This is a genomic window from Synechococcus sp. CS-205 (assembly GCF_025128255.1).
GTDB lineage: Bacteria > Cyanobacteriota > Cyanobacteriia > PCC-6307 > Cyanobiaceae > Regnicoccus_A.
Genome location: NZ_JAHLZB010000036.1, coordinates 19,009 through 44,192 on the forward strand (window position 1 = coordinate 19,009; position 25,184 = coordinate 44,192).

Consider the following 25,184-nt stretch of genomic DNA (forward strand, 5'->3'; position numbering starts at 1 on the left):
ATGGCGGCGGAGCGCACGTTGATCCTGGTGCTCACCCTCTCGGCGGTGACGGTGGGTACGGCTACAGCGGTCAGCCGGCCGTTCCTGTTCCAGCTCGGGCAGGAGGGAGCGCCGCCCGGGTCGAGCGGCGTCAGCTATCGCGGCAGCTACCGGGGGGGGCGCTGGGTGCCCAGCCGCGGTCGCTCTGACTGGTCGCGCTTCCAGGGGCGGGGCCCCGGGACGGCCAAGTAGGGATGCCGCCCCTCTCGCCGCTGCAGGTGCGGGTGCTGCTGGCCACCGCGGCGCTCTCCTCCAGCGTGGGACTGGTGCTGGAGCTGATGCTCGTCACCCAGGCCAGCTACCTGCTGGGTGATGTGGCTCTGGCCACGGGGGTGGTGATCGGCACCTTCCTGGCGGCCATGGGGCTGGGGGCCTGGCTGAGCCAGTTCGTGGGTGGCGGCGGCGACAGGGCTCAGCAACGGTTGTTGCGCGCCTTCCTGCTGGTGGAGCTCTGCCTGTCTTCGCTTTGTCTGCTGGGTCCGCTGGCCCTGTTCGCCCTGTTCAGCGTCGATGGACCGCTCTGGCTGGCCCTGGTGGTGGTGACCCTGCTGGTGGGGCTGCTCGGGGGCATGGAGGTGCCCCTGCTCACCCGGCTGCTGGAGAGCCAGCAGCACCAGCGCAAGGCCCTGGCCCGGGTGCTGGCCCTCGACTATCTCGGCGCACTGCTGGGCTCCCTGCTCTTCCCGCTGCTGCTGCTGCCCTGGTTCGGCCTGCTGCCCACGGCCGGCCTGCTGGCGATGGTGCCGCTGATCAGCAGTGCGGTGCTGTGCTGGGTGTTCCCCGGTTGCCGCCGCTGGCGCTGGCCGGTGAGCAGCGCCCTTCCTCTGGCGGCCCTGGCCGCCTGGGCGCTGGTGCCCCTGGGCAACCGGATCGAGGACGGCCTCTACGAGGATCCGGTGGTGGGGCGGATTCAGTCGCGGCATCAGCGCATCGTGCTCACCAGCCGCCGCGGTGATCTGCGCCTGTTCCTCGACGGGAACCTGCAGTTCTCCAGCCTGGATGAGTACCGCTACCATGAGGCCCTGGTGCATCCGGCCCTGGCCCTGCACGGGCGTCCCTTGCGGGTGCTGCTGCTGGGGGCGGGCGACGGACTGGCGGCGCGGGAGATCCTGCGCTGGGCCGGACTGCGCCGCCTGGATCTGGTGGAGCTGGATCCGCAGATGCTGCGGCTGGCGCGCGCGCACCCCTTCCTGCGCCGCCTGAACAAGGGGAGCCTGGAGGATCCACGGGTGCACACCCACGTTGGTGATGCCTTCGAGCTGGTGCGCCGCCTGCCGGGCCCCTACGACGTGGTGATCGCCGACTTTCCCGACCCCGGCAGCCCGGCCCTGGCCAGGCTCTACAGCGTGACGTTCTATGGGCGCCTGCTGGGCCGGCTGGCCCCCGGCGGGGTGCTGGTGACCCAGGCCTCCACCCCCTTCTTCACGCCGAAGGTGATGGCCTCGATCCAGGCCACCCTTGCCGAGCTGGGCCTGGTCACGCGCCCCTACAGCGTGGATGTGCCCAGCTTCGGGCCCTGGGGTTTCGTGCTGGCCCATCGCCCCGGCCAGCGCCTGAACCTGGACCCCCCGCCGGTCGAGGGGCGCTGGTTCGATCGCGCCCAGCTCCAGAAGCTGTTCGTGTTGCCCCGGGATCTGCGCCCTCCGACAGAGGCGGTGGTGCTGCCGAACCGGCTGTCGCGGCCGGTGCTCGATGCCTACCAGCGCCAGACCCGCTGGCGGCAGGACTGAACCCCACCCGGCACTGCTCGATAGGCTGATCTTCTCCGGACGTCTGGCTCCGGGCCGAGGCCGTGCCCATGGGCGTCTGGGTCCTGCTGGTGGTGCTGTTTCTGGCGGCCTGGGCCCTGCGCCAGCTGCAGAAGCGGCGTCGGCGCCCCGCGTCGTCCCCTCCCCAGGAGCGCACCCTCTTCGATCTGCGCACCGGCGACATCGTGCAGGCGGAGTCCCGCGACTGGGTGGTGGAAGACCGCCTGCTCTACGACGAGGAGGGCTTCCAGTGGCTGGAGTACCTGTTGCGCGACGGCGGCGAGGGCCGCTGGTTGTGCGTCTGCGAAGACGACTGGCTGGAGGTGAGCTGGCTGGAGCAGGGCCCCCAGGAGCTGGCCCGGCAGCTGGATCTCCAACCCGTCTCCTTCCCGGGGCGAATCACCTGGGACGGGGTGACCTACCAGCTCAAGGAGCAGGGCCGCGCCTCGGTGACCTCGAGCTCGCGCACCATGAACCGGCGGCTGAACGGCTGCCGCTACGGCGATTACGAGGGACCCGACGGCCAGGTGCTCTCCCTGGAGCGCTGGGATGGGGGCAGCCCCAGCTCCCGCCCGCCGGCCCCTGGCTCTGAGCCTGAGCGCGCAGAGGCTGAGGTGACGCTCGGCCGCCTGTTGGATCCCGCCTCCCTCGCCCTGCTGCCGGGGGATGGGCGCTCCGTGTACCGGCCCCTCAGTCCGGGGAGTTGATCTCCCCCAAAAGCTGGAGGGCCGTGGCGAGGCTGTCGGCCTCGGCCGCCGGCTTGTCGCGGCGCCAGCGCAGGATGCGGGGGAAGCGCACCGCCAGACCGCTCTTGTGGCGTGAGGAGCGCTGGATGCCCTCGAAGCCGAGGTTGAACACCTGCAGGGGCTCCACCGACCGCACCGGCCCGAAGCGCTCGATGGTGTGCCGGCGGATCCAGCGGTCGAGTTCGTTGATCTCGTTGTCATCGAGGCCGGAGTAGGCCTTGGTGAAGGTCACCAGCCGTGGGCTGCCCTCCCCGCCGGCCACGTCGGCGCTGGTGTCCCAGAGGCCGAAGGTGTAATCGGTGTAGAGGTTGGCGCGGCGGCCGCTGCCCGCCTGCGCGTAGAGCAGCACCGCATCGAGTTCCATCGGCTCGAGCTTGTGCTTCCACCAGTCGCCGCGGCGTCGGCCCACCCGGTAGGGAGACTCCAGCCGTTTGAGCATCAGTCCTTCGGCCCCCACCTGGCGGGCTCTGCCGCGCTGGTGCTCCAGCTCCTCCCAGCGGCCCAGGGGCAACGCCTGTGAGCACCGCAGGCGCTGCCGCTCGGGGTGATCACCCAGGGCCACGGTGTTGCACAGCTCCTCCAGCTGCGCCAGGCGCTGCTGCAGCGGTTCGCCGCGCAGGTCTGCATGGTCTGACTCCAGCAGGTCGTAGGCCACGAAAGCCATCGGGCACTGACGGCGCAGGCTGGCCCCCACGCTCCTGCGTCCGAGCCGCCGCTGGAGGGCCGCGAAGCCACGGGGGCGTTCCTCGCCGGGATCCCAGACGATCACTTCCCCATCGAGCACCGTGCCCTCCGGCAGGGCGTCCCCCAGGCTCACCAGCTCGGGGAAGCTCTCGTTCACCAGGTCTTCGCCGCGGCTCCAGAGGAAGCTGGTGCCGGCCCGGCGAATCAGTTGGCCGCGGATGCCGTCCCACTTCCACTCCGCCCGCCAGTCGGCCGGAGTCCAGCCGGCCAGCTGGGCCGGATCAAGAGGGCTGGCCAGGAAGAACGGAAACGGGCGGCTCGCCGGCACCGCTGCGCCGTCCAGCGCCGGGGCGAGCAGGGCGAGGAAGGCTTCAGCCGTCGTCCCGACGCCTCCCATCAGGCGCTGGGCGATTTCGGCCTCCTCCAGTCCAGCCAGCCGCGCCAGGGCCCGGGTCACCAGCCCCGTGGACACCCCCACCCGCAGGCCACCGGTGAGCAGCTTGTTGAACAGGAACGCCTGGCCCGGCGGCAGGCTGGCCCAGGCCTGCAGCACGGCTTCGGCCTGGGCGGCGGGCTCCAGTGCCGCGATCGCCGGCAGCTGCTGGCCCATCCACTCCGCCAGCGGCCGCTCGATCACCTCGGACTCGGGCAGTTTCAGCTGGGGCAGCAGCAGGGCGATCGTCTCGGCACTGTCCCCCACCTGGGCGTGGCAGTCGTCGAACAACCACTCCGGCAGGGCCGAGGCGGCCAGGGCGATCTCCCGCAGCCGCCGGCCCGTGATCAGCCGCTTGCGCCGCTTCCCGAGCAGCAGGGTGAGCGCCCAGGCCCCATCAGCGGGATCCACCGCTCGAAGGTAGTTCTCCACCGCCGCCACCCGGGCACGGGTGCCGGGGCTGCGATCCAGCTGCTCGTAGAGAGCGCAGAAGTCGCGCATGGGCGCCGGCTCGAGCGGATCGGCCTTCACCCTGGCAAGCTCCGAGACGGATCGCTCCTGGCTCCTTCCCTGTCGCTCGCGGGAGGATGGGGGCCAAGGCCCTGCGGCCACCCGGTGCGACAGCCCGATGAAGTTCAAGGACTACTACGAGAGCCTCGGCATCGAGCGGGGCGCGAGTGAGGAGGAGATCAAGAAGGCCTACCGGCGCCTGGCTCGCCAGTACCACCCCGACATCTCCAAGGAGGCGGGCGCCGAGGAGCGTTTCAAGGAGATCAGCGAGGCCTACCAGACCCTCTCGGATCCGGAGAAGCGCCAGGCCTACGACGACCTGGGCCGCCATCGCCCCGGCGAGGAGTTTCGGCCGCCGCCGGACTGGGAGACGCGCTTCCGGCAGGGCCAGGCCTACCAGGAGGTTGACCTCTCCGAGCTGTTCGAGCAGATGGGATTCCGCAGCTCCCAGCGACGGCGCCAGGCGGGAGGCGTGGACTTCCCGATCCGCGGCCAGGACGTGGAGGCCGTGGCCCGGCTGACGCTCGACGAGGTCTCCCGCGGCAGCCAGGTGACCCTGGAGCGGCCGGGCGGCGGCAGTGTGCGCATCCGGGTACCCCAGGGCGTGACCGATGGCGAGCGCCTGCGCATCCCTGGGCGCGGCGGTGCCGGCAGCGGCGGTGGCCCTGATGGCGATGTGTACCTGCACATCCAGGTGCAGCCGCACCCGCTGTTCCGGCCGGTGGGTCATGACCTCTACCTGGAGCTTCCGGTGACTCCCTGGGAGGCGGCCCTCGGCTCACAGATCGAGTTGCCCAGCCTTGACGGCCACGTGCGGGTGACGGTGAAGCCAGGCGCGCAGGCGGGCCAGAAACTGCGGCTGGCCGGCAAGGGGCTGCCGAAGCGGGGCGAGGGAGCCGGCGATCTCTATGCCGTGCTGCAGATCGTGATGCCCACGCAGATCAGCGAGCGTGAACAGGAGCTTTATCGTGAGCTGGCGACGGTGTCCACCTTCCAGCCCCGTCCGCACTACACCGGAGGGGCGACCCATGCCTGACGATCTCCTGATCCCCGTGGACGGCGAGAGTCCGGTGGAATCGGAGGAGCTGCTGGCGGCCTCGGGCCTGGCCCATGAGGAGCTGGTGGAGCTGGTGGAGTTCGGCGTGTTCGAAACCAGGGAGGGCGCCACGGGCTGGAGCTTCCAGGCCCGGGTGGTTCATCAGGCGCGGCGGGCGGTGAAGCTGCGGGACACCTTCGGGCTCAACCCCCCCGGGATGGCCCTGGCTCTCACCTACCTGGAGAAAATCGAGGCCCTGGAGCAGCGGCTGCGGGAATTAGAGTGCCTGCTGCCCCGATGAGGCCTGGACGGCCGTTGCCATGGAGGCTTCCGATCTCACCACCGGATCGCTGACCACCCGGCACCTGAGTATGCAGAAGGCCATCTTCCATCTGCTCAACGACTGACCCTCAGCCATCGGGCTGTGGCGCGGCAGGAGCCGTTCGAGGTCCACGACACGGATCCAGAACCCGCCTCCCGTTGGTGGGCTTCATCTCTCTAGGGTCGATGGAACAACGGGGCTGGGGGAGATCGTGTCACGCTCCTCCTTTGATCTCCAGGCCGCCCTGGCCGTTCCCTTCCCCACTCTGTGGCGCGGGCTGTCCACGCGGCAGCTGCGACCCGAAGTGATGGATCAACCCGGGCTGGAGGCCCAGGCCCATCACGACGCCCTGCGGGGGCTGGCCACGATCAACGCGTTCACCCGCAGCGCCGCCTGTTTCTTTCCTGCCATTCGCCGGCTGGTCCGCGAGTGTCCGGGGCGGCCCCTGCGCATCCTCGATGTGGCCTGCGGCGGCGGCGACACGGTGCGGGCCCTCTGCCGCCTGGGCCGGCGCGAGGGCCTCGACCTGGAGGTGCAGGGCTGCGACCTCAGCGCCGACGCCCTGGCTCTCGCCACCGCCGCGGCCCGGGCCGAGGGGCTGGAGGCTCGCTTCTTCCAGGCCGATGCGATCGGCGCTCCTCTGCCGGACGGCTACCAGCTGATCACCACCTCCCTGTTTCTGCATCACCTCAGTGAGGCCGACGCCGAGACCCTGCTGCGCCGCATGGCCGCCCAGGCCGAACGGCGGATTCTGGTGCACGATCTGATCCGCAGCCGGCTCGATCTGGCCCTCACCTGGCTGGGTACCCGGCTGCTGAGCCGCTCGCCGATCGTTCACATCGATGGCCCCCTGTCGGTGGGTGGCGCGTTCCGGCTGGAGGAGGTGGCGGCCCTGGCCGCCGCGGCCGGTCTTGAAGGTGCCCGGCTCAGCCAGTTCTGGCCGGAGCGGTTTCTGCTCTCCTGGAGCCGCGATGCCGCCCACGGCTGACGACCTGGCGCCCCTGGCCCGGCAACCCTGGGATGTGGTGGTGGTGGGGGCCGGCCCGGCCGGTTCCCTGGCGGCCCATGGCTGTGCCAGCCGGGGGCTGCGGGTGCTGCTGGTGGAGCAGCGCCGCTTCCCCCGCTGGAAAGTCTGCGGCGCCTGCCTCAGCCCCCAGGCCCTGGCCGCCCTGGACGCCGCCGGCCTGGAGCACCTGGTGGAGGAGCAGGGGGGGCTTCCCCTGCAGCAGCTGCAGCTGGGTGTGGCCGGGCGGGTCAGTCCCATCGCCCTGGCCCGGGGCCAGGCCCTCTCCCGGGCCCGCTTCGATCAGGCGCTGCTGGAGGAGGCCGAATCCGCTGGCGCCACCGTGCTGGCGGGCACCCGGGCCGCACTGGGCGCCAACGAGGCCGGCGCTCGGGAGGTGGTGCTGCGGCAGGGTGCTGGCCGGCAGAGCGTCCGCGCCCGGGTGGTGCTGATCGCCGCTGGCCTCGCCCACCGCTGCCTGGACGACGAACCCGGCCTCCACACGCAGATCGAATCCGGCAGCCGGGTGGGAGCCGGCTGTGTGCTGCCCGCGGAGGCCGCCGCGGTGCCGCCTGGAGTCCTGCAGATGGCCGTGGGGCGTGGGGGCTATGTGGGGCTGGTGCGGGTCGAGAGCGGCGAGATCAACCTGGCCTGCGCCCTGGATCGAGACCAGCTGCGCGCCAGCGGTGGAGCGGGCCCGGCCTGCCAGCAGCTGCTGATGGAAGCCGGCTTCCCGCCGCTGCCGGAGCTGCCGGAGGGCTCCTGGCAGCTCACCCCACCCCTGAGCCGCAGAACGCGCCCGCTGGCGGGCCATCGCCTGCTGCTGCTCGGGGATGCCGCCGGATACGTGGAGCCGTTCACCGGTGAAGGCATGGGCTGGGCCCTCACCTCAGCCCTGGCTGCTCTGCCCCTGGTGACCCGTGGTCTGAGGCACTGGGATGGGGTGATCGAGGCGGACTGGCGGCGCCGTCATCAGCAGTGGGTGGAGCGCCGGCAGGGCTTCTGCCGCGGGTTGGCGCTGCTGCTGCGGCATCCGTGGGCCACCCGCAGCCTGCACCGGGGCGCGGCGCGGCTGCCCGCTCTGACCAGCTCCATGATTGAGGTCCTGCAACGCCCCGCCCTGCCCAGCCCGATCAACTGACCCTCCCCATGCCCCTGTCCCTGCTCGGCATCGGCACCGCCGTTCCGACGCAACGCATCAGCCAGTGCCAGGCCCTGGCCCTGGCGCCTCAGATGGACACGGCCAGTCCGCGTCAGCAACGCCTGCTGGAGCGGATCTACCAACGCTCCGGGGTGGAGCATCGCCACTGCGTCCCTGTGGCCACCTCTGCCAATCCCTCCACCGCCGAGCGGATGCGGCGCTACCAGCCGGCGGCCCTGGATCTGGCCCTGCGGGCCTCCCGCCTGGCCCTGGCGGATGCCGGCGTGGACGGGACGGCGATCACCCATCTCATCACCGTGTCGTGCACGGGCTTCGCCGCGCCGGGATTTGATCTGGCGCTGATGGCCAGCCTCCCCCTCTCCAGCGGTGTGGCTCGCACCCACGTGGGCTTCATGGGCTGCCATGGGGCGCTCAACGGCCTGCGGGTGGCCCGGGCCTTTGTGGAGGCTGATCCCAGGGCCTGCGTGCTGCTCTGTGCGGTGGAAGTGTGCAGCCTGCACCTGCAGGAAGGCTGGAATCCCGAGCACATCGTGGCCAATGCCCTGTTCGCCGACGGTGCCGGCGCGGTGGTGGCCGTGGGCGGCGAGCCGTCCGCAGCGGGGACGCTGCAGCTGATCGCCTCGAGCTCCACGGTGCTCCCCGACAGTGCGGCGTTGATGGGCTGGATCATCGAAGACCACGGCTTCGCCATGGCCCTTTCCACCAAAGTGCCCAGCCTGATCGCCGCCCAGCTGCGCCCCTGGCTCGACCGATGGCTGGAAGACCAGGGGGTGGGGTTGGAGGACATCGGCCAGTGGGCCGTGCACCCGGGCGGGCCGCGCATCCTGGCGGCGGTGCTGGAGAGCGCAGCCCTCGATCCCGCCCGGATCGACGTGTCCACCGCCGTGTTGCGTCAGTTCGGCAACATGTCGTCGGCCACGATCCTGTTCATCCTCGAGCGTCTGCGCAGCAGAGCTTGCGACGGACCATGCCTGGCCCTGGGCTTCGGCCCGGGCCTGACGGTGGAGGCGGCTCTGCTGCAGCGCAGCCAGCGGGCCTGCGGGCCCGACTGACCAGACATCAGAACCAGCCTCCCGCTTGAATCCAGCACCCTGACGATCAATCTGGATGCGGCCAGAAGCACCAATGCCGGATGATCGGGGGTTGCCCCGATTTCGCAGACAAGTCGATAAGGGTCATGCCATGACCATCAGACTCTCCATCGATGACCAACTCCACCAGAACCGGGCGCCAGTTGATGGCCCAGATATGGCCTAACGCTTGCCATCACCTGGCCGCAGAGAGCCATGGGTGAATGCCCAAAGTGGGCGCAGTAGCTTTGCGGTGGCGGGTCAGGTGCATGGCTGTGTTAGGCCAATGTTGCATGGCGCTTACCTTCTGCGTGCCACATAGAAGCCGTAGCTGTAAATGGCTCGGTACCGTTCGTACATGGATGCTTCTTGACGCTCCATTTCGACCAACTCGTCGGCTTCCGGCTTCCCGGCATTGCGTCGCAAGAAATCACTAATCCTTGCTTCCGTAGGTCGATAATAATTTTCGATCCAGCACTCCGGTGGAAGAACGAGGTATCCCAGAAGGTCATAGCCAATACCTTCAAGAATCGTGATCTTTTTAGAGGCCGTGGCTATTTCAGGATATTCCGTTTCCCAGAACTGCTTGATGTCATCCGGTGGATTAGGATGAAGCCAAGTGATCTCGGAAACTGCGAGGACACCACCAGGCCGCAGAAATCGGCGCCACGATTCGACGCCCTTAGCAAAGCCCATGTTGTAAACAGCGCCTTCAGACCAGATGAGATCCAAAGATTCATCTGCGAACGGAAGTGCTTCCATTGACCCTTCCGTGGGTAGTACGCGGTCAGAACAAGCTGCTTCGCGTGCACCATCCTCGAGGACTTTCAAGAATTCTGGGAACAGATCGACTGCCGTGATCCGTGCCTTCGGAAGTTTATCTGCCAATACCAGTGTAGACGCGCCAGTTCCGCAGCCGATATCGGCAACCTCAACATTTGATTCCGGATCGATGCCAGACAACTTCAACGCAAGTGAGGTCTGCTCCTTGCCGCCCGGACCTTGACGCTCCCCATCACAATGCAAGTCCACCATCAGGGAGTGCATTACTGCTTCGTCCATTAACTGCAAGACTCCAGATCGCTATGCAGTTTAACTCAATCCACTGAGCTGCCTAACGCTGCCCCTGAGTGGCAGGCAGGGAGCTATCGCTATCGAAGTCGACTCAACGACGGCCTGCCCACTCCTGGGGCTTGTTCGAAGGTGTCGCATCTCCACAGGCAGCGTCTCCGGCCTTACGCCTCCTCTGCAAAGCTCAAGACACCTCCGCTTCACTTCTCACACTGGCGCTCAACTTCAGTCCAAGTGCTGAGACGACCTTGAGGATGGTGCTAAAGCTCGGGCTGCGCTCTCCAGACAAGGCCTTGTAGAGGCTCTCCCTCGAAAGTCCTGATTCTCTGGCCACCTTTGTCATCCCCTGGGCCCGCGCGATGTCGCCCAAGGCCTTGGCAATGAAGGCAGAATCACCATCCGACTCCTCGATACAGGCTTCTAGATAGGCCGCCATCTCCTCCGGTGTGCGGAGATGCTCGGCAACGTCGTAGGGAGTCGTCGTGGTTTTCATCAGGTCTCCTCCGTTAGGTTGGCCGCCAGCAGAAGGGCCTCATCAATGTCCTTGGCTTGTGAGCTCTTGTCTCCGCCAGCCAAAAGGATGATCAAGGCAGTTCCCCTCTGCAGGTAGTAGACCCTGTACCCAGGGCCGTAGTTGATCCGCAACTCCGACACGCCGGCCCCAACGGGCTTGACGTCACCAGGATTGCCGCCGATGAGGCGCTCGATCCTGGCCAGAACCTTCGCCCGGGCTCTCAGATCACGGAGACCCGCAAACCATCGGACGAACCGCTCTGTCTGGCGGACTTCAACCATCTACCTACTGTAGCCTCCTGGCTACGACCCTGCAACGCTGCCTTGGCGGCTCCCATCGAGGACGACAAATCCTTCGAACAGCATTTAGGTGGGTCCGGTATCCACCTCTCTCTCGCTCCCAGTTGCCGTTTAAGATCTCTGATATCTGGATGCCATTGGCTGAAATCCTTGCCAGCATAAGGCCCTTTCTGGCCTTTGCCTTCGTTGAAGAGAACTTAGGCGGGTCCGAAAAGTAGATGTTCGCTGCGTTACCGAAGGTCGACTGGGCTCATCACCCCACAGGGGCCACGATTCAGGATACGGGTTCAGATCATCGTGGTCGTCACGTCACTGTGCCCCAGCAGGTCTTGGACGGTTCGAATCTCATGGCCATGCTTCAGCAAGTGAAGGTTCACACGAATGCCGAACGTTGTGACAGTTGGCCTGACAGCTGATTCCTTGGCTCAGGACAACTCGTTTCATGGGCTTCTGGATCACTGATGCATTGATGGAGTCAGAGGCTTGCGTGGCGGGTCCATCGCCCATCAAGAGCATCTTGGCGTTGGTCCCTGAGGCGGGTTGGGATTGGTGCGGATGGGCTCAGATCCATAGCCCTGCAGGTTGTTTTCACGGCACGCGTGTGGCTTCCAGGGGCTCCAGGAGCAGGGCCTGGCTGTCTTCCAGGGGGATCGACGCTCCGGCCAGCTGGGCGTCTGAAATCTTCAGCCCAGGGGAGCCCAGCCGCAGCGACCAGCGTGCTGTCTGATCCGGGAACAACTCCGGCAGGCGGATGGCCATCGGCTCCCCGCCCATGTGGGCGACCAGTGCCACCGCCGCACCTTCGCCGCCAGCCCGCCGCCATCCATAGAAGATCGTGGTGGTGGGGGTGGTGAGCAGATCCAGCCGGTCGTCGCCACCTGCCAGGTTCTCGCTCAGCCAGGGCCGGGCTCGGCGGAACTGACGCAGGGCGAGATTGTAGTCGGCCTGCTCGGGTTCCACCCGATCGACGTGCCGCCAGATGTTGCAGGCTTCGTGCATGTCCTCCATGAAGCGGCGGGCAAAGGCCTTCAGCCAGGCCACGTCCACCACGGGGGCATCGCCGCCGGCCTCGATAGGCACAACGCTCTGGCAGGCCGCCACCATGCGTTCGAGGTCGTAATCGGTGGCCTCGATCGCTTCACCAAGGGCAGCGAGGAACCGGCGCAGCGTCTCGAACTCCTTGAACCCCAGCTGCTTGATCGCCTGAAACAGACCTGGATCGCGGTACTGCTCGGGGCTGAACTGCCAATCGAGAAATCCCGGGGCCTCCTCCGCCACCACCTTCACGCCATAGCGGTCATCGGTGTTGCGGAAGAACCCCCAGGGTGCTCGCATCAGGCAGTGGATGAAGTCCATCGGCAACCCCGGCGCGAAGCCGTAGGTGAGGGCACCGATTGCAGGGTTGTCGTAAGCATTGGCCAGTACCTCCGGCAGGGTGCTGCCCAGGCGCGGGTTGATCCCCTCCGAAACCAACACCTGGGTGCCACGACGCAGGGTGTCGTGGTTGCCGCAGCCGGTGACCCAGCGGGAGCCGAACTGCATCTTTTCGCACACCCGCCGCCACTTGCGCGCCCAGAACCCTTGCAGCGCCGGGGTGTTGTGGGCGAAGATCAGCGGTCCCCACTGGTAGGCCTCGCTGCGCAGCTCCACCAGATCGCGGTACGTGGAGATCTCTTCCCAGCCCTCCGACGGCCAGGGGCGGCCGTCCTCATAGATCACAAAGGGGCGCCAGCGGGCAGGGCCGATCTCCTGCACCAGATCACCCATGGCCATCAGATAGGGATCGTCGTACTCCACCCGCTCGCTGAGCGGATTGAAGTACTTGAAGTCCTGGCCGCCATCGATGCGGATGCCATCGGCGCCGGTGTTCACCTTGCGCCGCTGCATCTCCAGCAGAATCGCCCGCACCACCGGGTTCTGGTGGTTGACATCCTGGCCATACATGTTCGGCCCCTTGAGGTAGCGCCCGTTGAGAAGGTCGATCGCCTGATTGTCGGCGTGGCCGTAGACAAGGTCGTAGATCAGGCGGATTGGCCCGCTGGGGAAGGTGTGCAACTCGGTGATGAACTCCACCAGTTCATCGGGTCGCAGGGTTTCCAGCAGTGCTGGATTGGTGGCGGCACTGCCGAAGATCACCACGTCGTAGCCCCAGTTCTGCATCTCAGGGCGGCGCAGCCTCACCCGTACTCTCCCCGGCGTGCTCAGAATCACCTCGGTTTCGGGATCCAGGCTGCTCTCGTCGTCGGCCCTCAGGCTGAAGGCTTCTTCGTCGTCACCGGCGCCTGCACGGGCCTCCACGCTGGGCTCGATGGGCAGCAGCTGCACGGCGTCGTACCCCACCAGATTGGTCTCAGCCGGGGTCAGGGGCATGCCGGCACGAACTTTGCGGGCCAGCTCCCGGAACAGGGCGGTGAGTCCGGAGATGTAGCCGTTCGGGGAGGCTGTGCGCACATGCAGCTGGAGGATGTTGCCTGGCGCAGGGATCCCGTACACCGACGGGGCGCCGCCATGGTCCTCGAGCGGCAGGGCTGCCAGCTCCTCGGCCATCGCCTCGTAGTACGACCGGTCGGCTCGGCGCTGCTGCAGCCCCTCGAGGTCGTAGACCTCGGCAGGCGCGTAGACCCCGAACGGATAGGACGCCGCCAGGGGATCACCCACCACGCGCACGGCGTTGGTGTCGGGGGAGAGGTAGCGCAGCCAGTAGAGCGAGCCGATCGTGTTGGCGTCGCCGGCCCGCAGGCCGCTCACCACTCCCCAGCGGTAGTCGCCCTGCTTCTCGAGCTGCACCGCCTGGCGATGGAAGCGCACCATCTGCTCAGGGCTCCTGGGATCGATCGACTCCAGCGGCGTGAACACCTCCAGCAGGATGTTGCGCGGCTGAATCACGTCCCCGGCGAGCTCCGGAGTCCAGAAGCCGATCGTGGTGAGCCCGTCAGGCTGCCAGTGGGCGCCGAGGCGGGTGGCGAACTGGCGGGCCTTCTCCAGGGTGGTGGCGTCGCTGGTTTCGATCGCCGCGGCCCAGGCCAGCAGCTCGGCGGTTGGCCCGGCCTCGAGCGAGCGGAGCCAGGGACAGGGGAGAACGGGAGCCTTCGGACACGTCGTCTGCAGAGCGGGATCAGAACACAGGCAGGCGGCCTCAGGGTGCCACGGGTGCCTTGCGCCGCTGCTCACAGTCTTCGGCCGGGGGTTGGGGGTTTCCCTGCCACCACTGCTTTCACCGAGTTCTAGTCATTTTTTTTGTGACGCACGGCTTCAAGTCTCCAGCCTGCCTTTTCTGTGAGCTGATCGGAACATCAAGGCTGAAGACCTGAGTCCTTTGGTCGACCCGAGCGCCCCTCACAGAAGCAAGCCGACCATTCACCCGTTGAAGATCGGTTTCATGGTCTCCCCATGCAGGCGGTTTGGCGCACTGTTGCCGGTTGTTCTGGGGGCAGCCTTGGCCCTTCTTTCGGCTTGGACTCCCCCGGTGATTTCTGCTCCGCAGGGAAGGCCTTTTTCTGATGCGCTCTGGAGGATGATTGAGTCCTGTCTGGCACCTGAGCAGGCGGGAAGTCACTGCAACTATCCCTCCTTTCTCCTCTCCTGCTGTCATGATTGCTGCAGCCCGGATCAGGATGTGGTTTGGGCTTTGACTCCAGGCCATGTGGCCATCCGCAACTTCAGCAGTTGTGGTTGTGAGCCTGGCTTCGTGGCTGGCCTGGCCATGCCTTGCCAGAAGATCACAGGCTTGGAGGATCCACGGCGGCCTAATGGAACCTGTCCGATCTGAGAGGATCCCCGCGACGCTTGCGGATCCTTTCGTTCATGTCAGTGCTTGCTGAGTTTTCCCAGTTCGCTGTCCAGCAGGCTCACCATTTTATGAGCAGCACTATTGACGGCTTGGTCAACTGTGAGGGCCAGGTCGCTGACCGAAGTCGGTTCGCGTCCCGCCAGCCTCGCCTCAAGCAAGCATCGCTTATCCACGACGCCTGACTTCGACGTGCTGTTTTCGTCACTGAGGTGTACTTCCAGCCTGGTGATGTGATCGGAGAAGCGTGCCAGAACGTGTTTGAGAGTTTCCTCAACGCTTTGAGCCAGTGCTTCGGCACCGCTGATGTTCTTGTCTGTATTGACTTGGATATGCATGTCGGGCGTCTCCATGGATGGCAGGCAACCTAGGCCTATCTTCTTGTTAGCTAGAATTGTTTGCAATGCCAATCATGGCTTCACATCCCGTATAAGGTGCCCATTCCCAGGGTCGACGGCTGAAGGCCCTGCTTGTTGCACGGGACTGACTTTCCGGGACGCTGGTGTTGATTGGGTGAATGGTTTCTAAAGACCCTTCTGGGTTCGCCGGCTTGCTGTCAAGCAGCGATCCATTGAAGTAAGATCATCATCAGCATCTTGTAGTATGCGATGGTTGCTGCTAAATCGGGGCTGGTAGGCATGGGTTTCCCCGGTGATCTCTTGAGTTTCTTGTGATATGGCCATGATTGGGTTCATGTTGTTGTGGTCTGCCTCGACCCTTGCATCGCTAGTCCATTTGGTAGTTCACTTGGACTAATGCTCGCAGCTTCTAGCCATCGCAGGCAGCAATGACGACGTCCTGCCCGCTGATCAGGCGTTCATCAGCAGCGAAGCTGCCTGGGCGCCATCCGGATCGGGAATTTCGAGTGAGGGTTGTCCTTTGAACTCTGTAGGGCGCAGAACAACCCCAGCCCGCCCTTTCAGGAGCCCTGGCTATTCATGTAGGTGCGGACGTTACGCACCGCCTGGGTGGCGTAAGGATCTCCAGGCCTGGCCTGAAGGGCCGCCTGGAAGTAGTTCAGGGCCTCGGCGAAGTGATGGCGCTCGTTGGCGTCATAGCCCAGGCGCATCATGCGGTCATAGCTGATGGCGTTGATTGACGCAGGCCGGCCGGATGTGCTCTCGATCAGGGCATGTTTCTGGTTCCAGAAGGCGATCGTCGCCATCCGGTCGTTGGGTCGCTCGTAGAGGGCGCTCCGGAAATAGTCGATCGCCAGGCTGGGTTCCTTCTCCTTGGCTGCTGCATAGCCCAGGCGCATGTAGCGGTCATAGGAGGATTCCCCGGCATAGCCCACGGCTGCCCCACTCAAAGAGGCCTGCTCGATCTGAGGAAGGGCCACTCCCTTCTCGCCGCCGATATAGGCGCTGACGTTACGCACGGCCTGGGTGGCGAAGTAGTCCCCTGGCCGTTGCTGCAGGGCCCTTTTGAAGTTGATCAGGGCCGACTGGTAATCCCGGGCATGGGTTTCGTCATAACCCAGACGCATGTCTTTGTCGTAGGCACTTTCAGGGGGCGTGCGATCGTTCGGGGAAAGCTTGGCATGCAAGGCACGTCGTGCGTTCCAGTAGGCGATTGTGGCCTCTCGATCGTCTGGCACGTAGAGCAGGGCTTCGCGGAAGTGGCTGGTTGCTGCCGTGTAGTCGCTGCGCTTCGAGGCTGCAAAACCAAGCCGCATGGCCGTGTTGTAAGGCGATCCAACAGCCTGCACCGCCTGGCTGATCAAGTTGGCTGAGACGTTGTGGCTGGTCTGGCTCCACGGCTCGCTGGCCTTCGCAGCTGAAATCATCAGCACGGCCGTGGCCAAGAGGGGGGAGAGCCAGGCGGCTGCAGCCAGCCCCTGCCGGCAGATTTTCGAGGGGACTGCATCGACGGATTGAGCAACCATCACGACAAAAGCATCAGTTCCAGAGATAGACAGTCAGGGGCAGGAGTGCCCAGGCTGTTATCGGATTGAGACAATGATCATCACATGACCTGGCTGTTGCCCAGCAGCGTCACCTGCCTGATGTTGCCTCAGGTTTCTGCGTGCCGAACAGCAGTCAGTTGTCCATAAGCCGGGTTTCCATAAGCCAGTTGTCTGTTCGGCTGCAACGTGTTCAGCGTGCGCATGGTTGGTTGTGGCCATCTCAATGGCACTCCCAGGCATCCTTGGCGATCTATCAGCTGGTCGGCCCAGCCTGCTCAAGGTGGCAGGGGTTCCTGGCTGTCTCCTTCATCATTGCGCTCTCCCTCGAACGCCCGCCCCAGGGGTGCAGCGCTGAGGCCTTCCACCTCCCGCAGGTAACGCGCCAGGCCATCGCTGTTGCCGTGGGTCACGTACACCTGGCGAGCCGCGGATTGCCTGACTGTGTGCAGCAGGCCGTCCCAGTCGGCGTGGTCACTGAGTGTGAAGCCACGTTCGAAGCCGCGTCGCCTCCGGGCGCCGCGAACGGCCATCCAGCCGCTCACGAAGGCGGTCTGCGGATTCTTGAAGCGCTTCATCCACGCCGAGCGGTGGGCCGAGGGGGGGGCGATCACCAGGCGGCCCGCCAACGCTTCGCTGCGCGGCAGCTCACTCACCGGGCGGGTGGGCACCATGACGATCCCCTGCTGCCTGTAGGCGGGCATCAGGGTCTGCACGGCCCCATGCAGGAGCACCTCCTCCTCCACCCCGAGGGCCGCCAGTTCCGCCAGCAGCCGCTGGGCCTTGCCGAAGGCATAGGCGAACAGCAACGACGGTCGCTCCGGTGCACTCTGCCACCACTGCAGGATGTCGGCCGCCACCTCCCGACCCGGCCTCCAGCGGTACACCGGCAGCCCGAATGTGGCCTCGGTGATCAGCACATCGGCCCCCACCGGCTCGAACGGGGCGCAACTGGGGTCGGCATCTCGTTTGTAGTCGCCGCTGATCAGCCAGGTTTCCCCGCCAGCCGTGATCCGCACCTGAGCAGAACCCAGCACATGTCCGGCGGAGTGGAACGACACCACGGCCTCTCCGATCCTCAGCTCCGTGCCGTAGTCCACCGCCGTGAGGGTGATGCCGGCTCCCAGCCTCTGGCGCAGCACCGCCTCGCCGCTGCCCACCGCCCAGTAGGCGCCGCATCCCGATCGGGCATGGTCTGCGTGGGCGTGGGTGATCAGGGCCTTGGCCACCGGCCGCCAGGGATCGATCCACGCGCCGGCCGCCGGGCAGTAGAGCCCCTGGGGGGTGAGCTGAATCAGGCCGCCGGCCGGCAACGCCATGGCGCACTCCGGTGGCCGCGCTGCCGCCGGGATGGGGATCGATGCATCCTGGCGGCCCCTGCGCGTTGACGGCGGCAGATCGCTCCCCTAGCCATGGAGCAGGCTCTGCAGGATTCCATGGCGCTCGACACCCATCGCGACGAGCTGGAGGCCACCGCCGCCGCCCTTGCCCGCCCCGGCAGCGGCCTGCTGGCCGCGGATGAATCCACCGGCACGATCGGCAAGCGCTTCGCGGCGATCACCCTGGAGAACAGTGAGGAACACCGTCGCGCCTACCGCACCCTGCTGGCCACCGCCCCGGGGCTGGGAGCGTCGATCAGTGGGGTGATCCTCTACGAGGAAACCCTCTTTCAGCAAGCCGCTGCAGTGGGTGGTCTGGCGGCTGGATCGATTCTCGAGCGCTTCCGGGACCAGGGCCTGGTGGTGGGCATCAAGGTGGATCAGGGGGTGGAGCCCCTCCCCGGCGGCTTGCCCGGCGAGAGCTGGTGCACCGGGCTCAAGGGACTGCAGGAGCGGGCTGCCCGCTACTACGCGCGCGGCGCCCGTTTTGCCAAGTGGCGGGCGGTCTTGCGCATCAGCGCAGATGGCTCGCCGTCGGAGCTCTGCGTGCGTGAGAACGCCTGGGGACTGGCCCGCTACGCCCGCACCGTGCAGGAGGAGGGGCTGGTGCCGATCGTGGAGCCCGAGATCCTGATGGACGGCGACCACGACATCCTCACCACCGCTGCGGTGCAGGAATGGGTGCTGCGCACGGTTTATGAGGTTCTCGGTCTCAACGGGGTGTTCCTGGAAGGCAGCCTGCTCAAGCCCTCGATGACCCTGCCCGGCGCCAGCTGCCCCCAGCGGCCCAGCCCCGAGCAGGTGGCCGAGTTCACGGTTCGCACCCTGCGGCGCTCGGTGCCGGCTGCCGTGCCGGCGATCCTCTTTCTCTCCGGTGGCCTGGGCGAGGAGGACGCCAGCGTGTACCTCAACGCCATCAATCAGGTGCCTGGCTCGCCCTGGCATCTCGGCTTCTCCTACGGCCGCGCCCTTCAGCATTCCTGCCTCAGCCACTGGGGCGGCAGCGACACGGCGGCCGGTCAGGCGGCCCTGTTGGCGAGGGCCACGGCCAATGGCGATGCGGCCCGGGGGCTGTACGTGGCCGGATCCCAGCCTTCCGACGACGCGGCATCGCTGTTCGTGGCCAACTACAGCTACTGAGCCGGCAAGCCTCAGGCGCTCAGCTCCAGCATCCGCTGGATCGGTGCCAGGGCCTTCAGGCGGATCACTTCATTGAGCTCGATGGCCGGCTCCATCCGCTCCAGGCACTGCCAGAGCTTCTCCAGGGTGTTCAGGCGCATGTAGGGGCAGGCATTGCAGCTGCAGCCGTCCTGACCCGGCACCTCCAGGAACGTTTTCTGCGGCAGCCGCTGACGCATCTGGTGCAGGATGCCCGGCTCGGTGAGCACCAGGAACGTGCTCGCTTCGCTGGTGCCGGCGCGCCGGAGCAGCTGGCTGGTGGAGCCGATGAAGTCGGCCAGATCCAGCAGATTGGGCAGGCACTCCGGGTGGGCGATCACTTCCGCCTGCGGGTGCTCCAGCTTCAGCCGCAGCAGAGCCTGCTCACTGAAGGTTTCATGCACGATGCAGCCCCCCGGCCAGAGGGTGAGGTCGCGGCCGCTCTCGCGGGCCACCCAGCGGCCCAGGTTCTGATCCGGCGCGAACAGGATCGGCCGATCGGCCGGCAGCTGCTGCACCAGCCGCACCGCGTTGCTGCTGGTGCAGATCAGGTCGCTCTGGGCCTTCACCGCAGCTGAACAGTTGATGTAGCTCACCACCAGGTGGTCGGGGTGCTCGGCGCGAAAGGCGGCGAAGGCGTCGGCGGGGCAGGCATCGGCCAGGGAGCAGCCCGCCTCCAGATCAGGCAGCAGAACCGTTTTGTCAGGGCTGAGGATCTTGGCGGTCTCCGCCATGAAGTGGACCCCGCAGAAGACGATCACCTCGGCGTCAGTGCCGGCGGCCTGGCGGGAGAGCTCGAGCGAGTCGCCGATGAAATCGGCCACGTCCTGGATCTCGGGACTTTGGTAATAGTGCGCCAGGATCACGGCCTTGCGGGCCTGACGCAGCTTGTCGATCGCGGCCGGCAGGTCGTGGGGGACGGCTGGGGCTGTGAGGGCCGCAAAAACCAACCTCGACCTCAACTGGGGCAGGATGACCCCAGCCTAGGGAGTCGCCACGGCCCATATGCGTCTTGCCATTGCCGGGGATCTGCACGGGCAATGGGACCGGCGTGACGTGGCCCTGTTGGCTCGCCTCTCCCCTGATGCGCTGCTGGTGGTGGGCGACCTCAGCGACGGCCAGGAGCGCATCGCCGCCAGCCTGGCCAACCTCGAACTTCCCGTGGCCTGCATCCTCGGCAACCACGACACCGGCAAGGACCACAGCGGCCGCAGGCTGCAGCGCCAGATCGACCTGCTCGGGGAGCGCCACTGCGCCTGGGCCGTGCGTCACCTGGCGCCACCCGGCCTGGCCGTGGTGGGGGCCCGCCCGGGCAGTGCCGGCGGCGGTTATCACCTCTCCAAGCCGATCCAGGCCCTTTGGGGGCCGGTGGAGTTGGCCGAGTCGGCCGGGCGGATCGCCGCGGCAGCTCTGGCGGCGGATCCGGATCTGCCCCTGGTGGTGCTGGCCCATTGCGGGCCCAGCGGCCTCGGCAGCCTGGCCAGCGACCCCTGTGGCCGCGACTGGAAGTCGCCCGCCTGCGACTGGGGCGATCAGGACCTGGCGATGGCGATCGAGCAGATCCGCCCGCACCGGCCGCTGCCCCTGGTGGTGTTCGGCCACATGCACCATGCCCTCAAGCGCGGGCGGGGGGAGCGGCGCAGCTTTCTGATCGATCGTCGCGGCACCGCCTACCTCAATGCCGCCTACGTGCCCCGCCATGCGGTGGACGGCACGGGGCGGCAGCTGCGTCATCTGGCCTGGGTGGAGCTGGAGGCCGGCCAGCTCCGCCATGCCAGCCACCGCTGGTACGACACCGAGGGTCGGTTGCTCTACGAACAACGGCTGCACGACCAGCCCGTCGCGGGGCAGCAGCCTGTTGCTGGTCACTCTGAGGCGCTGCGGTGCTGATCTATGCCGCCATCAGCGGCCACGGCTACGGCCACGGCTCCCGCAGTGGCGCGATCCTGCTGGCCCTGGCGCAACGGCAGCCCTCCTGGCGGCTGGTGCTCTCCACGTCATTGCCCGAGTCCTTTTTACGCACCGTTTTTGGTGGGGTTCCTTTCGAGCGGCGCCCCTGCGCCTGGGATGTGGGTGTGGTGCAGGCCGATGCGCTCGGGGCTGACCCCGCCGCCACCCTGCTGGCCCTCGACGATCTTGAGCGCCGCCTGCCCGAGCAGATCGCCGCAGAGGCCCGCTGGCTCAAGGCCCAGGGCGTACCGGTGCTGCTGCTGGGTGATGTGCCTCCCGCCGCGGCGCGGCTGGCCGAGGCCGGGGGGTGGCCCCTGATCTGGGTCGGCAATTTCGGCTGGGATGCCATCTATGCACCGATGGGTGGTCCCTTTCCCGCCTGGGCCGAGCGTTGCTACCAGCTCTACCGCCGGGGCCAGGGACTGATCCATGCTCCCTTCTCCATGGCGATGCCCTGGGGGCTGCCTGAGCTGCGCATCGGCCTCACGGTGGCGCCGCTGCGCGAGCGGGCGGAGGCTCTGCGTCAACGGCTTGACCTTCCCGAGCGGGCACGCTGCGTGCTGGTGAGTTTCGGTGGGCTGGGATTCCAGCTGGGGGAGGAACCCTTCCACCGCTGGCCGGATCATGTCTTCGTGAGCACGGATCCCTCGGCCGCAGGGGCGGCCAACGTGCGGCTGCTCCCGCAGGGTCTGCGCCTGCTGGAGTTCATGCCCCTGGTGGAGCGGTTGATCACCAAGCCCGGCTACAGCAGCTTCTGTGAGGCCCTGGCCCACGACGTGGGCATTCATCTGGTGCACCGGGAGGGCTTTGCGGAAGCCCCGGTGCTGGAGGAAGGCCTGCGAGGCCATGGCCGCCACCGCCTGCTCAGTCAGCAACAGCTGCGGGAGGGCGACTGGCAACTGGATCAACCGTTGCACCCCGCGTCCGCTGGTCCCCTGGCGCGCGATGGCGCTGAGACGGCCGCCTGCTGGCTGGAGCAGCAGGCTCTGGCGAACAGCTGAAATTGCTGGGGAGCATTGCAGCGCAAGCGATCTGGTGTCGGTCGCTACTGCCGCCGATGGCGCAATCAGCAGAACTGATCGTCAGGATGTCGAATGATTTCGCATCAACAAACCCTGTGCTCAACAGTGATGTGAACCTTGCTGGCAATTCTGATAGCTGGTGGACGGTTGTTCGACCGTCACTGATGCGATCCCGGCGGTAAGGCTCGTTCGACAAATTGCTGCTCAACCCAACCCCGCCGAGATGTACTCTTCCATCGCTTCGACGGTTTCTTCTGAGTTGCCCAGTGATCACTAAAGCTGAGTGCACCCATCAGGGTTGCTGATCCACAACACCAGTCTTTTTTCATTCAGACAGTTCTTGCTTCGCTCAGCAGTACAGAGCCTTCCTGAACTTTCTCCCATTTCGCTCCTCCAGCAGGGCAGCGATGTCCCAGGCCGATTCCACACGGGATCAACCCAGGTCTGACCGTGACCATGTTTCGTCCTCTCACCCCTTGCCTGTCTTGATCTCTCCCGCTTCCTGCTTCCGTCGACTGTGCCTGCCGGCGCTGGCTCTGGCCTTGACCGCCCCCGCCCATGCCACGGCCTGGGAGGAGATCCGACTGCAGGGAGCTGCGCCGGCCAGCCAGCCCCGTTCCATGGCGATCGCCAGGCCCGGAGATCAGCCGGGGCTGCGCACGATCTTCGCGATCACCCCGGAGCGCCGAGCGCTGCTCAACACCATCCGCTTCGCGGAAGGCACCTGGGCCAATGGCGAAGATCTGGGCTACCGGATCATGTTTGGCGGCAGCCTGATGGCCTCCCTGGATCGCCATCCGGATCGGGTCAACCGCACCGCCCGCTATGCCAGTGCCGCCGCCGGTGCCTACCAGTTCATGCCCTTCACCTGGTCGATGGCCACCCGGGCTCTGGGCATCAGAGGCTTCGGCCCCCATGTTCAGGACCAGGCGGCGATCTTCCTGATCCAGCGCCGGGGAGCATTGGCGCTGGCTGATCGCGGCGTTTTCACCCCCCAGCTGGCGGCCAAGCTGGCGCCGGAATGGGCCTCCTTCCCCACCCTCGCCGGCCGCAGCTTCTACGGCCAGCCCGTCAAGCGCTACACCCAGCTCAGGGCCTTCTACGAGGCCAACCTGGCCAGCCTGCGGGCGATCGACAATGTCCGCACCGATCTGGCCCAGGCTGCTCCCCCGGTGAAGCCAGCCTGCAACGACGACAGCCTCAGCTGTGCCCTCCAGCAGATCGGCGACGAGCGCTGAAGGCCTGGGGGCTGGCTCTCACTCGCCACCGCCGGAACTTTCTCCAGCGGTGGGTTGACCCACGGTTTTCTGGGCGATGAGGTAGGCCGCCACGGCGCTGCCCAGGAATCCCAGTCCGTTGCGCAGCACCGGCAGCCAATCCGAGGTGCGGGTCACCACCGGCCCCAGACCGAAGATCACGAAGAGCATCACCCACAGCGGTGAGAGCAGCAGCACCCAGCTCCAGGCCACCACTTCGCCCTGTTTGCGGGGATAGCCGGCAAAGCCGACGATCAGGCCCCCCAGCGCCGAGGTGCAGAAGGTGAGCAACCACTGCTCCTGGGGCAGACCGGGCACCACCTGGCAGCCACCCCTGTCCAGGCAGGTTTCCACTGCCGTGAGTGCATCCACGATCGCGCCGTCCTCGCCGTGGTCACGCACGTAGTACTGGTTGCCGAAGCGGGTCTGCAGCTCCACCCAGAAGGTGCGTGGCATCAGGGCGAAGAGCGCATCGCCCACGTTGAAATTGAGCAGGTTGCCGCCGCGGGGATCGGCCACCAGCAGCACGCTGCGCTCATCGAGTCCCCAGAACTCCTTCACCGCCAGACCGGGGGTGCGCTCGTACTGGGTGAGCACCCGCAGTTTCCAGCCGCTGCTGGCTTCGAACTCGTCGAGCTGCTGCTCGAGGCTCGAGCGCTGGCCATCGGTGAGCGCCCGGGCCAGATCGATCACGGGGGTGGGGTGATCGGGCAGGAGTGAGGGATTGTCGGCGGCCTGGGCCATCCCTCCCGCAGCCCCCCCCAGCGGCACCAGCAGCAGCACCGCTGCGGCCAGAACGCCAAGCAGGGTGCGAAGGAAAGAGCTGGCGCCAGGGGGCATGGGGCTGCTTCAGTGGCTCTTCATTCTCTCCGAGCCGCCTCCCCCCCGTGCCGCTGCCCGCCTGGCTGGAACAGCGTCTGCTCCAGGCCGGCGGCAGCGTGCCCTTCCGCACCTACATGGAGTGGGTGCTGCACGACCCCGAGCATGGGGCCTACGGCGCCGGCCGCCTCAGCATCGGCCCCCGGGGTGATTTCGCCACGGCCCCGTCCCTCGGCCCTGATTTCGCCGCCCTGCTCGCCCCCCAGATCGCCCGCTGGTTGCAGGAGCTTCCCAGCGGACCCCTGAGCCTGGTGGAGGCCGGCCCCGGCGAAGGCAGCCTGGCGGCCCAGCTGGCGGAGGCGCTGATGGCCGGCTGGCCCCAGCTGGCCGAGCGGCTGGAGCTGGTGCTGGTGGAGCCCAACGCCGGCATGGCCGTACGCCAGCGGCAGCGCCTGCAGGGCTGCCCCCTGCCGGTGCGCTGGAGCGGCTTTGCGGAGATGGCTGCAGCTCCGCTCAGGGGAGTGGTGCTGGCCCACGAGGTGCTCGATGCCCTGTCGGTGGAGCGGATCGAGCGCAGCGGGACCCACTGGTGCCGACAGCAGGTGACGCTCCAGCAGGGGACCCTGCGGCTGGAGCCCGGCGAGCCCCTGGAGCCGGAGGATGGGGCGCGACTGGAGCCCCTGGGACTTCTGCCCCTCGATCAACGGCGCCCTGAGGGCTGGTGCAGCGAGCTCCATCCCGGGCTGGCCCCCTGGATGGCGGGCTGTGGCGCTGCCCTGGCCCAGGGCCGGCTGCTGGTGATCGACTACGCCCTCGAGGCCTGGCGTTACTACGCCCCCCAGCGAAGCAACGGCACCCTGATGGCCTATCGCGCCCAGCAGGCCAGCTCCGATCCCCTGCTGCAGCCCGGTGAGTGGGATCTCACCGCCCACCTCTGCCTCGAGAGCGTGCTGGAGGCCGCCGCCGCCGCCGGCTGGCAGGTCCTCGGCCAGACGCGCCAGGGGGAGGCCCTGCTGGCCCTTGGTCTGGCCCAGCGGCTGCATGGGCTGCAGCAGCAGCCGGCGGGCGGCGCCACCGAGGGCGACCGGAGCGTTGGTCCCCAGGGTCTGGCGGAGCTGCTGGCCCGGCGTGAGGCCCTGCTGCGCCTGGTGGATCCCGCTGCCCTCGGCGACTTCCGCTGGCTGGCCTTCAGCCGAGGAGAGGCCGCCTCGGCGCTGGCCTCCGGCGCGGACTTGTTCCTGCAGGAGCCCGGGAAGGGCACGTAACTTGCCCT

23 protein-coding genes are annotated in these 25,184 nt (G+C 67.0%); 13 read left to right on the top strand and 10 right to left on the bottom strand.

Annotated features, from left to right (window positions below; all coding sequences use genetic code 11):
* The 3 genes from KQ297_RS09230 to KQ297_RS09240 all read left to right on the top strand — a co-directional run bounded on the left by KQ297_RS09230 (position 1) and on the right by KQ297_RS09240 (position 2,494).
* Positions 1–231, top strand: coding sequence for a hypothetical protein (locus KQ297_RS09230; protein WP_259739157.1), 231 nt, complete (start codon positions 1–3; stop codon positions 229–231).
* 2 nt (positions 232–233) lie between these two features.
* On the top strand, positions 234–1,769 hold the full coding sequence (locus KQ297_RS09235) for a polyamine aminopropyltransferase (protein ID WP_259739158.1): 1,536 nt from the start codon (positions 234–236) through the stop codon (positions 1,767–1,769).
* A gap of 68 nt (positions 1,770–1,837) precedes the next feature.
* On the top strand, positions 1,838–2,494 hold the full coding sequence (locus KQ297_RS09240) for a DUF4178 domain-containing protein (protein WP_259739159.1): 657 nt from the start codon (positions 1,838–1,840) through the stop codon (positions 2,492–2,494).
* Here the strand turns inward: KQ297_RS09240 and KQ297_RS09245 are convergent.
* A complete protein-coding gene (locus KQ297_RS09245; RefSeq protein ID WP_259739191.1) occupies positions 2,478–4,151 on the bottom strand; it encodes an ATP-dependent DNA ligase in 1,674 nt (557 codons plus the stop codon). The two genes, KQ297_RS09240 and KQ297_RS09245, sit on opposite strands and share 17 nt — an antisense overlap.
* Positions 4,152–4,278: 127 nt before the next feature.
* Between KQ297_RS09245 and KQ297_RS09250 the strand changes: the two genes are divergently transcribed.
* The 5 genes from KQ297_RS09250 to KQ297_RS09270 all read left to right on the top strand — a co-directional run bounded on the left by KQ297_RS09250 (position 4,279) and on the right by KQ297_RS09270 (position 8,735).
* Positions 4,279–5,196, top strand: a complete 918-nt coding sequence (locus KQ297_RS09250) for a DnaJ C-terminal domain-containing protein (protein ID WP_259739160.1) — start codon at positions 4,279–4,281, stop codon at positions 5,194–5,196.
* On the top strand, positions 5,189–5,497 hold the full coding sequence (locus KQ297_RS09255) for a chaperone modulator CbpM (protein WP_259739161.1): 309 nt from the start codon (positions 5,189–5,191) through the stop codon (positions 5,495–5,497). Before KQ297_RS09250 ends, KQ297_RS09255 begins: the two co-directional genes overlap by 8 nt.
* Positions 5,498–5,729: 232 nt before the next feature.
* Positions 5,730–6,506 (top strand): methyltransferase domain-containing protein, encoded by a 777-nt coding sequence (locus tag KQ297_RS09260; RefSeq protein WP_259739162.1) that lies wholly within the window; start codon positions 5,730–5,732, stop codon positions 6,504–6,506.
* Positions 6,490–7,662 carry an FAD-dependent monooxygenase gene (locus tag KQ297_RS09265; protein WP_259739163.1) on the top strand — a complete coding sequence of 391 codons (1,173 nt, stop codon included), beginning with the start codon at positions 6,490–6,492 and terminating at the stop codon, positions 7,660–7,662. The genes KQ297_RS09260 and KQ297_RS09265 overlap by 17 nt, the downstream gene beginning before the upstream one ends.
* An 8-nt stretch (positions 7,663–7,670) precedes the next feature.
* Positions 7,671–8,735 (top strand): type III polyketide synthase, encoded by a 1,065-nt coding sequence (locus KQ297_RS09270; protein WP_259739164.1) that lies wholly within the window; start codon positions 7,671–7,673, stop codon positions 8,733–8,735.
* Positions 8,736–9,053: 318 nt separating this feature from the next.
* Here the strand turns inward: KQ297_RS09270 and KQ297_RS09275 are convergent, their stop codons facing one another.
* From KQ297_RS09275 to KQ297_RS09305, 7 genes are all read right to left on the bottom strand, one after another.
* Positions 9,054–9,815, bottom strand: coding sequence for a class I SAM-dependent methyltransferase (locus KQ297_RS09275; RefSeq protein ID WP_259739165.1), 762 nt, complete (start codon positions 9,813–9,815; stop codon positions 9,054–9,056).
* 193 nt (positions 9,816–10,008) lie between these two features.
* The gene (locus KQ297_RS09280; RefSeq protein ID WP_259739166.1) at positions 10,009–10,317 is read right to left on the bottom strand and encodes an addiction module antidote protein; all 309 of its coding nucleotides are present in this window, start codon (positions 10,315–10,317) and stop codon (positions 10,009–10,011) included.
* Entirely contained in the window at positions 10,317–10,619 is a 303-nt protein-coding gene (locus KQ297_RS09285) for a type II toxin-antitoxin system RelE/ParE family toxin (protein ID WP_259739167.1), read from the bottom strand. The genes KQ297_RS09280 and KQ297_RS09285 overlap by 1 nt, the downstream gene beginning before the upstream one ends.
* Before the next feature lie 606 nt (positions 10,620–11,225).
* Positions 11,226–13,808, bottom strand: a complete 2,583-nt coding sequence (gene gghA / locus KQ297_RS09290) for a glucosylglycerol hydrolase (RefSeq protein ID WP_259739168.1) — start codon at positions 13,806–13,808, stop codon at positions 11,226–11,228.
* 636 nt (positions 13,809–14,444) lie between these two features.
* On the bottom strand, positions 14,445–14,777 hold the full coding sequence (locus KQ297_RS09295; RefSeq protein ID WP_259739169.1) for an HPF/RaiA family ribosome-associated protein: 333 nt from the start codon (positions 14,775–14,777) through the stop codon (positions 14,445–14,447).
* 566 nt (positions 14,778–15,343) lie between these two features.
* Entirely contained in the window at positions 15,344–16,309 is a 966-nt protein-coding gene (locus KQ297_RS09300; protein WP_259739170.1) for a hypothetical protein, read from the bottom strand.
* A gap of 296 nt (positions 16,310–16,605) precedes the next feature.
* The gene (locus tag KQ297_RS09305; protein ID WP_259739171.1) at positions 16,606–17,646 is read right to left on the bottom strand and encodes a ligase-associated DNA damage response exonuclease; all 1,041 of its coding nucleotides are present in this window, start codon (positions 17,644–17,646) and stop codon (positions 16,606–16,608) included.
* Between the two features lie 117 nt (positions 17,647–17,763).
* On the opposite strand from KQ297_RS09305, the gene KQ297_RS09310 reads away from it, so the two are divergent.
* Complete coding sequence (locus tag KQ297_RS09310; RefSeq protein ID WP_259739192.1) at positions 17,764–18,846, top strand: class I fructose-bisphosphate aldolase; 1,083 nt, start codon at positions 17,764–17,766, stop codon at positions 18,844–18,846.
* Positions 18,847–18,857: 11 nt separating this feature from the next.
* Here the strand turns inward: KQ297_RS09310 and nadA are convergent, their stop codons facing one another.
* Positions 18,858–19,814 (bottom strand): quinolinate synthase NadA, encoded by a 957-nt coding sequence (gene nadA, locus KQ297_RS09315; RefSeq protein WP_259739172.1) that lies wholly within the window; start codon positions 19,812–19,814, stop codon positions 18,858–18,860.
* Between the two features lie 55 nt (positions 19,815–19,869).
* Between nadA and KQ297_RS09320 the strand changes: the two genes are divergently transcribed.
* The 3 genes from KQ297_RS09320 (at position 19,870) to KQ297_RS09330 (ending at position 23,074) form a co-directional block, all read left to right on the top strand.
* A complete protein-coding gene (locus KQ297_RS09320) occupies positions 19,870–20,754 on the top strand; it encodes a TIGR04168 family protein (RefSeq protein WP_259739173.1) in 885 nt (294 codons plus the stop codon).
* Positions 20,748–21,815 (top strand): hypothetical protein, encoded by a 1,068-nt coding sequence (locus KQ297_RS09325; protein WP_259739174.1) that lies wholly within the window; start codon positions 20,748–20,750, stop codon positions 21,813–21,815. Before KQ297_RS09320 ends, KQ297_RS09325 begins: the two co-directional genes overlap by 7 nt.
* A 557-nt stretch (positions 21,816–22,372) precedes the next feature.
* Positions 22,373–23,074 carry a glycoside hydrolase family 104 protein gene (locus tag KQ297_RS09330; protein WP_259739193.1) on the top strand — a complete coding sequence of 234 codons (702 nt, stop codon included), beginning with the start codon at positions 22,373–22,375 and terminating at the stop codon, positions 23,072–23,074.
* Between the two features lie 18 nt (positions 23,075–23,092).
* Here KQ297_RS09330 and KQ297_RS09335 read toward each other — a convergent pair whose 3' ends face one another.
* Positions 23,093–23,932: a TPM domain-containing protein gene (locus tag KQ297_RS09335; RefSeq protein WP_259739175.1), complete on the bottom strand. Its 840-nt coding sequence runs from the start codon at positions 23,930–23,932 to the stop codon at positions 23,093–23,095.
* 47 nt (positions 23,933–23,979) lie between these two features.
* Here KQ297_RS09335 and KQ297_RS09340 point away from each other — a divergent pair, with 47 nt between their 5' ends.
* Complete coding sequence (locus tag KQ297_RS09340) at positions 23,980–25,176, top strand: class I SAM-dependent methyltransferase (RefSeq protein WP_259739176.1); 1,197 nt, start codon at positions 23,980–23,982, stop codon at positions 25,174–25,176.
* Positions 25,177–25,184 lie beyond the last annotated feature (8 nt).